The sequence below is a fragment of the Klebsiella sp. MS 92-3 genome (assembly GCF_000195655.1).
Classification (GTDB): Bacteria; Pseudomonadota; Gammaproteobacteria; order Enterobacterales; family Enterobacteriaceae; genus Klebsiella; species Klebsiella pneumoniae.
Genome location: NZ_GL882813.1, coordinates 2,553 through 10,227, shown reverse-complemented (window position 1 = coordinate 10,227; position 7,675 = coordinate 2,553). Strand labels below are relative to the sequence as shown.

Below are 7,675 nucleotides of genomic sequence, written 5' to 3'. Positions count from 1 at the left end.
TATTTTCGCGTTATACCCCCCGCACGCCTGCCGGCATGACGCGCTCCGGCGTCAACAGCACGCTTTCGCTTCCATCCTCGGTTTCCGCGCATAACAGCATACACTCAGAAGTTTCACCGCGCATTTTGGCTTTCGCCAGGTTACACAGCACCACCACCGTTTTCCCCAGCAGATCCTCTTCGCTGTAGTAGGGCACCAGGCTGGTGACCGTCTGCAGCGTGCGGTCGCCGACATCAATCCGCGCGATGTACAGTTTGTCAGCATTGTCATGGCGTTTCACCTCGACAATCTTGCCGACGCGCATCTCCAGTTTGGCAAAATCAGCGTAAGCTACAGTATCCATCTCTCACCTCCAGTAAATTTTTACTAAAAGATAGCAAGTTTTTGCCGTTCGTCTGCATGATACTGATAATAATGCTACTTCTGTCACGCTATCGCCGGGGAAAACAGCCCTCCCACGCAGGCATTTTTTACTGAAATAAGGTGCAGGACGCGACGCTTGCTTTACAATGGATGAGCAAACATGGGCAACGTCCGATAAAGGAAAAAGATGGCAACGCTAAAAGACATTGCGACCGAAGCGGGTGTTTCGCTGGCGACGGTTTCCCGGGTGTTAAACGACGATCCCACCCTGAACGTAAAAGAAGAGACCAAGCATCGTATTCTCGAGATTGCGGAGAAGCTGGAGTATAAAAGCAGCAGCGCGCGTAAAACGCAGGTCCTACCCGTCGGCCATCATCATATCCTGGCGCTGTATAGCTACCAGCAAGAGCTGGAAATTAACGACCCTTACTATCTCGCCATTCGCCACGGTATTGAAACCCAGTGCGAAAAGCTGGCCATCGAGCTCACCAACTGCTATCTCAATAACACCCTGCCAGAGCTGAAAAAAGTCACCGGCGTATTGATTATCGGCCAGCCGACGCGCGAGCTGCGCGAGACCGCCAGCGCGCTGACCGACAATATCTGCTTTATTGATTTCCACGAAGCCGGCAGCCCGTACGATGCGGTGGATATCGACCTGGTACGCATCGCTAAAGAGGTGGTCGACTTCTTTATCCAGCAGGGCGCGTCGCGTATTGGATTTATCGGCGGCCAGGACCAGCCCGGCAAGGCCGATATTCGTGAAGTAGCGTTTGTGGAGTACGGTCAGTTGAAGGGCGTGGTTTCAGCCGATGATATCTGGCGCGGCGGTTTTTCCAGCTCGTCCGGTTATGAGCTGGCGAAGCAGATGCTGGCGCAAGCGGAGTTTCCGCGGGCACTGTTTGTCGCCTCGGACTCCATCGCCATCGGCGTGCTGCGCGCCATTCACGAACGCGGGCTGGCGATCCCGGAAGATATTTCGCTGATTAGCGTCAACGATATCCCCACCGCGCGCTTTACCTTCCCGCCGCTGTCGACGGTGCGGATCCACTCCGAAATGATGGGCAGTCAGGGAGTGAACCTGCTGATCGAGAAGGCCCGCGATGGCCGCGCCCTGCCGCTTAACGTTTTTGTTCCCAGCGTGTTGAAGCTGCGCGGCACCACCCGTTAATCCAACCACATCCCGGCGGCGCTTCGCCTGGCCGGGCTACCGGTCCTGGCCGGAACGCCATTCTGTAGGCCGGATAAGGCGCAGCCGCCATCCGGCACAAAAGCGGTTCATTTTGTGATCGAGTTAAAGTAAATCATCCCTGGCGATTTTATTTAGTAAAAGTTTTACTAAAATGAGCTTTATCTTATTAAGCCGTTCAGGGAGGCGATATGAATCGCTGGGAAAACCTTCAACTCACTCATGAAAACAGGCTGCCGCCGCGGGCGTATTTCTTCTCTTACGACTCACTGGCCCAGGCGCGGACCTTCGCCCGCGAAACCAGCAGCCGCTTCCTGTCCCTCAGCGGGCAGTGGAACTTCCGCTTCTTCACCAACCCGCAGCTGGTGCCGGAGAGCTTTACCTCGCGCTTTCAGGACGAGTGGGGGCCGATTACCGTGCCGGGCATGTGGCAGATGGAAGGCCACGGCCAGCTGCAGTACACCGACGAAGGTTTCCCCTTCCCTATCGACGTGCCCTATGTCCCGACCGATAACCCGACCGGGGCCTACCAGCGCCTGTTCACCCTCGGCGACGGCTGGCAGGGCAAGCAAACCATCATCAAATTCGATGGCGTCGAAACCTATTTCGAAGTCTACGTTAACGGCCAGTACATCGGCTTTAGCAAGGGCAGCCGCCTGACCGCCGAGTTCGATATCAGCGCGGCGGTGCAAACCGGCGACAACCTGCTGTGCGTGCGCGTTATGCAGTGGGCGGACTCCACCTATATTGAAGATCAGGACATGTGGTGGTCGGCGGGCATTTTCCGCGACGTCTATCTGGTGGGGAAAAATCCGCTGCACGTGCAGGATTTCACCGTGCGCACCGATTTTAACGATGACTACATCGACGCGACCCTCTCCTGCCAGCTGACGCTGGAAAACCTGGCTCCGCAGACGGCGGCGGCAACGCTGGAATATACCCTGTTCGACGGCGAAAAGGCGCTTTATTCGGGCAACGTCGGTCAACTGCAGGTCAGCCAGCAGCTAAACACCGGCTTCACGATTGATGTGAGCGCGCCGCAGCAGTGGTCGGCGGAAAGCCCGTATCTCTATCATCTGGTGCTGACGTTAAAGAACGCCGCCGGCGAGGTGCTGGAAATCATTCCGCAGCGCGTCGGTTTCCGCGATATCAAAGTGCGTGACGGCTTGTTCTACATCAACAACCGCTACGTAATGCTGCACGGCGTGAACCGCCACGATAACGACCATCTGAAAGGCCGCGCGGTCGGCATGGATCGCGTGGAAAAAGATCTGCTGTTGATGAAGCAGCACAACATCAACTCGGTACGCACCGCTCACTATCCGAACGACCCGCGTTTCTATGAAATGTGCGACATCTACGGATTGTTCGTGATGGCGGAAACCGACGTGGAGTCCCACGGTTTCGCCAACGTCGGCAACCTCAGCGCCATCACCGACGACCCGGCCTGGGAACACATCTACGTTGAGCGCATCGTGCGCCACGTGCACGCGCAGAAAAACCATCCGTCTATCGTCATCTGGTCGCTGGGTAACGAATCCGGCTATGGCTGCAACATCCGCGCCATGTACCACGCCACCAAAGCGCTGGATGATACCCGGCTGGTGCACTACGAAGAGGATCGCGACGCCGAGGTGGTGGATATCATCTCCACCATGTACACCCGCGTGCCGCTGATGAACGAATTTGGCGAGCATCCGCATGAAAAACCACGCATTATCTGTGAGTACGCCCATGCGATGGGCAACGGTCCCGGCGGATTAACTGAATATCAGAATGTTTTTTACCAGCACGACTGTATCCAGGGCCACTACGTGTGGGAATGGTGCGACCACGGTATTCAGGCCAGCGACGATAACGGCGCGGTGTGGTACAAATTCGGCGGCGATTACGGCGACTACCCGAACAACTACAACTTCTGCCTTGATGGGCTGATTTTCTCCGACCAGACGCCGGGGCCGGGCCTGCGCGAATATAAACAGGTCATCGCCCCGGTGAAAGTACAGGCGCGGGATATCTGCCGCGGCGAACTGCGGGTGGAAAACAAATTATGGTTCTCCACTCTCGATGACTACACCCTGCGCGTTGAAGTCCGCGCCGAAGGCGAAACGCTCTCCAGTCAGTTGCTGAAAGTGAAAGACCTGGCGCCGAACAGCGGCCGCGACCTGCAAATCGCCCTGCCGCAGCTCGACGAACGTGAAGCTTTCGTCAACATCATGGTGACCAAAGATTCGCGCACCCCGTATAGCGAAGCCAATCACGATATCGCCATCTATCAGTTCCCGCTTAAAGCGCGAACCGCCGCGCGAACCCCGCTGTTAAACGCCAGCGCCACGCCGCTGCAGATTGTCGATGAACGCCTCAGCTACACCATCTGCGGCCATAACTTCCGCGTGGTGTTCAGCAAGGTTAGCGGCAAACTGAGCGAATGGCAGGTCAACGGCGTCGACCAGGTAACCCGCGAGCCGAAGATTAACTTCTTCAAACCAATGATTGATAACCATAAACAGGAATACGAAGGACTGTGGCAGCCGGCCCACCTGCAGATAATGCAGGAGCATCTGCGCGAATTCAGCGCTGAAATAGAGGGCGAAACGGTGGTGATCACCACCCGCAGCGTGATTGCGCCGCCGGTGTTCGACTTCGGTATGCGCTGTACCTATCGCTGGCAGATTACCCCGCAGGGCCACATCAACGTTGAACTGGCCGGCGAGCGCTACGGCGACTATCCACACATCGTCCCATGCATCGGCTTTATGCTGGGCATTAACGGTGAGTTCGACCAGGTGAACTACTATGGCCGCGGGCCGGGCGAGAACTACGCCGACAGCCAGCAAAGCAACATCATTGATATCTGGCATACCACCGTCGACGATATGTTCGTCAATTATCCATTCCCGCAGAACAACGGTAATCGTCAGCACGTGCGCTGGGCATCGTTCAGCGACCGCCACGGCAGCGGTCTGCTGGTCGTTCCGCGCAATCCGCTCAACGTCAGCGCATGGCACTTTACGGCAGAAAACCTGCACGCCGCCCAGCACTGCAACGAACTGCAGCGCAGCGATGACATCACCCTGAATATCGATGCGCAACTGCTCGGCCTCGGCTCCAACTCCTGGGGCAGCGAAGTGCTGGATAGCTGGCGCGTCTGGCTCAACACCTTCAACTATGGCTTTACGCTGCTGCCGCTGGAGGGCGGATGCGGCACCTCGCAGGTACTGGCGAACCATAGCTTCGGCGCCGGTTTCTTTTCCCCCGTTGCACACAGCGAGGCTGAACAATGAGAATTCTCGATAATTTAGAACAGTTTAAGCAGGTTTATCATAGCGGCCGCAAATGGCAGCGCTGCGTGGAAGCCATCAATAACATCGACAACATCCGCCCGGGCGTGGCGCATTCCATTGGCGATTCGCTCTCCTATCGGGTGGAAACCGATAGTACGACCGACGCGCTATTTGTCGGCAACCGCCGCTACTTTGAGGTGCACTATTACCTGCAAGGGCAGCAGAAAATCGAGTTTGCCGCCAAAGAAAATCTGCAAACCGTGGCCTGCTACCGCGACGAAACCGATCGCGAGTACCTGAAAGGGATCGGTGAAACGGTGAAGGTTCACGAAGGGCAGATGGTGATTTGCGATATCGACGAAGCCTACCGCTTTATCTGCGATGCGCCGGTAAAAAAAGTGGTGCTGCGAGTCACGGTTGAAGACGGATACTTCCTCAATAAGTAAACCCGCGTTAAGCGACAAGGGAGGTCAACGGGTACGCCCGTTGGCCTTTCGGTTCCAGCCCGCTAAAGCGGGTAGATGAATGATTGGAGGACGTATGTCCGAGTCTGTACGTGCCAAAATCGGCAAGTTCGCGCTGCTATCGATGGCCTTTACCGCCGTCTTTAACGTGCGAAATATCGTCAATAATAACATTGAGTTAGGTCTCAGTTCCGCGCCTATCTTCTTATTCGCCACTATCGTTTACTTTATCCCGTTCGTGTTTATCATCGCCGAATTCGTCTCGGCTAACAAACACTCTGAATCCGGGATGTACGCGTGGCTGAAGCAGCCGCTGGGTACCCGCGCCGCCTATCTTGGTTCCTTCCTCTACTGGTTTGTGAACCTGTTCTTTTTCCTCTCGCTGTTGCCGAACGTGGTGGCCTACGCCTCATACGCGATCACCGGTTACGCGATCCCCTTCTCGCCGATGGTGACCTCGCTTATCTCCATCGTGCTGTTCGCCATGGCCACCCATATATCCACCAAAGGGGCGACCTGGCTGGGTAAAATTTCCGAATGCGTGGCCTACGGCGTGTTCGCTTTGTTCGCGATTTACGTCGTCGGCGCGCTGACCGCACTGGGTTCCGGTCACGTCCCGGCGCAGCCGATTACCCTGGCGGCGATGGAGCCGACCATCAACTGGGCGACGCTCGGTATCATGTGCTGGATTTTCCAGGCCGCGGGCGGCGCGGAAACCGTTGCCGCCTACCTCAACGACACCAAGGGCGGGCAGAAATCCTTTATTAAAGTCATCATCACCGCCGGGGTGCTGATTGGCGGTATGTATGCCTTAGGTTCGCTGCTGGTTAACGTCTTTGTCGCCCGTGAAAACCTGACCTACGCCGGCGGAATGGTGGAAATCTTTACCGGTCTCGGCGCCTACTTCCACATTTCTGAAGCGCTGATGGGCCGCTTCGTCGGCATCATCCTGTTTATCGCTATCTTCGGCAGCATGATGATGTGGACCGCCGCGCCGGTCAAAATCCACTTCTCGGAAATCCCGAAGGGTATCTACGGCCAGAAAACCACCGAGTTGAACGCTCACGGCGTGCCGGTACGCGCCGCCTGGTGGCAGTTCCTGTTCGTCTTCCTGATGTTGATTGTTAACGGCTTCGGCTCCGCCAGCGTGCAGCAGATGATGAACACCGCCATTAATCTCACCGCCGGTACCGCCATGCTGCCGCCGCTGTTCATCATGGCCGCCTACTTCGTCTTCCGCTGGAAACACGATGACACGCCGCGCGACTTCCGTATGGGCTCAAGGAAAGTGGGCATGAGCGTGGTATCGATGCTGATAGTGATTTTCGTGGTTAGCATGACCGCTTCCGCCTTCCCGCCGGGCGTCGATCTGGTTAACGCTTTCTTTATCAACGTCTTTATGACCGCGGTCTTCTCCGGCCTGGCGTGGTGGTGGATCACCCGCTTTGAAAAAAAGCAGCAACGTCTGCGCGCCGCGGCGCCGGTTAACGCTGCCGCCGCCGGTAAATAACGTTCCTGTCGTCCCGCCCCCCCCCCCCCGCGGCGGGCGGGGGGGGGGGGGGAAGGTCAGGGAGTACATTCATGCATCATGGCCTTAAACACCGTATTCAGGCGATGCGGGACAAACTGGAAGGGCGCGCCCCTGTCGCTGAAATTCAGGGTAGTTCGCAGCTTTTTGTCACCCCCTCCCCGGAATGTCGCCGGCTGGTTGAGCTGGCTGATGTCCGGGAAACCGATCGCATTCTGGAACCCAGCGCCGGAACGGGCGCCATACTGCAGGCGATCAGGGATGCAGTTCCCCGGGCGAAGTGTGACGCCGTGGAGCTGCACGCCGGGTTAGCCCGTCACCTGCAGGCGCATTTCCCGGAGGTCCGGATCTGGTGCGGAGATTTTCTCGAATATCATCCGGAGCGCCGGTATACACGAATTATCATGAATCCGCCGTTTCATCGCGGTGATGATATCCGGCATATCCGGCGGGCATTAACTCTGCTTGAGCCTGGCGGGATTCTGACTGGAATATGTCTGGACGGCCCGCGTCAGCAAAAGGCGCTGGAGTCCCTGGCGGACGTCTGGGAGCCGTTGCCGCGGGGAACATTCACGTATACCCAGGTAGCGACCGCCATCCTCAGAATAACCGTCTGATGACACGTTAAGCAGGCGGGGCACCTGTCCCCGTCTGGCCGCGCCTCGAAAGACCGCGCGCCTGCGGCGCCGGGAAAACCTGGCCGCGCTGACGCGCCGCCCGCATTTCCTTTCCGCGTCTTCCCTGTTTGCTGCCTGCTGTCTGCCTGCTTCCTCTTCTTCTCCCTGCTGTGATGCCTCTTTTTAACCCTTAAAGGCTTTAAAAACATACCCACACTGGACACCTTCGG

At 57.1% G+C, this 7,675-nt stretch carries 6 protein-coding genes; 5 read left to right on the top strand and 1 reads right to left on the bottom strand.

The annotated features are described in order from the left end of the window. Positions 1 to 10: 10 nt before the first annotated feature. Positions 11 to 343, bottom strand: coding sequence for a tRNA-binding protein (locus tag HMPREF9538_RS13295; RefSeq protein WP_009485174.1), 333 nt, complete (start codon positions 341 to 343; stop codon positions 11 to 13). Positions 344 to 550: 207 nt separating this feature from the next. Here HMPREF9538_RS13295 and ebgR point away from each other — a divergent pair, with 207 nt between their 5' ends. The 5 genes from ebgR (at position 551) to HMPREF9538_RS13320 (ending at position 7,445) form a co-directional block, all read left to right on the top strand. Next, positions 551 to 1,534, top strand: coding sequence for a transcriptional regulator EbgR (gene ebgR, locus HMPREF9538_RS13300; protein WP_009485173.1), 984 nt, complete (start codon positions 551 to 553; stop codon positions 1,532 to 1,534). A gap of 209 nt (positions 1,535 to 1,743) precedes the next feature. After that, positions 1,744 to 4,836 carry a beta-galactosidase subunit alpha gene (gene ebgA, locus HMPREF9538_RS13305; protein WP_009485172.1) on the top strand — a complete coding sequence of 1,031 codons (3,093 nt, stop codon included), beginning with the start codon at positions 1,744 to 1,746 and terminating at the stop codon, positions 4,834 to 4,836. Next, positions 4,833 to 5,282, top strand: a complete 450-nt coding sequence (locus HMPREF9538_RS13310; protein ID WP_004900777.1) for a beta-galactosidase subunit beta — start codon at positions 4,833 to 4,835, stop codon at positions 5,280 to 5,282. Before ebgA ends, HMPREF9538_RS13310 begins: the two co-directional genes overlap by 4 nt. A 94-nt stretch (positions 5,283 to 5,376) precedes the next feature. Next, positions 5,377 to 6,810 carry an amino acid permease gene (locus HMPREF9538_RS13315; RefSeq protein ID WP_009485171.1) on the top strand — a complete coding sequence of 478 codons (1,434 nt, stop codon included), beginning with the start codon at positions 5,377 to 5,379 and terminating at the stop codon, positions 6,808 to 6,810. Positions 6,811 to 6,881: 71 nt separating this feature from the next. Then, complete coding sequence (locus HMPREF9538_RS13320) at positions 6,882 to 7,445, top strand: methyltransferase (RefSeq protein WP_004152645.1); 564 nt, start codon at positions 6,882 to 6,884, stop codon at positions 7,443 to 7,445. The last annotated feature ends 230 nt before the right edge of the window (positions 7,446 to 7,675 follow it).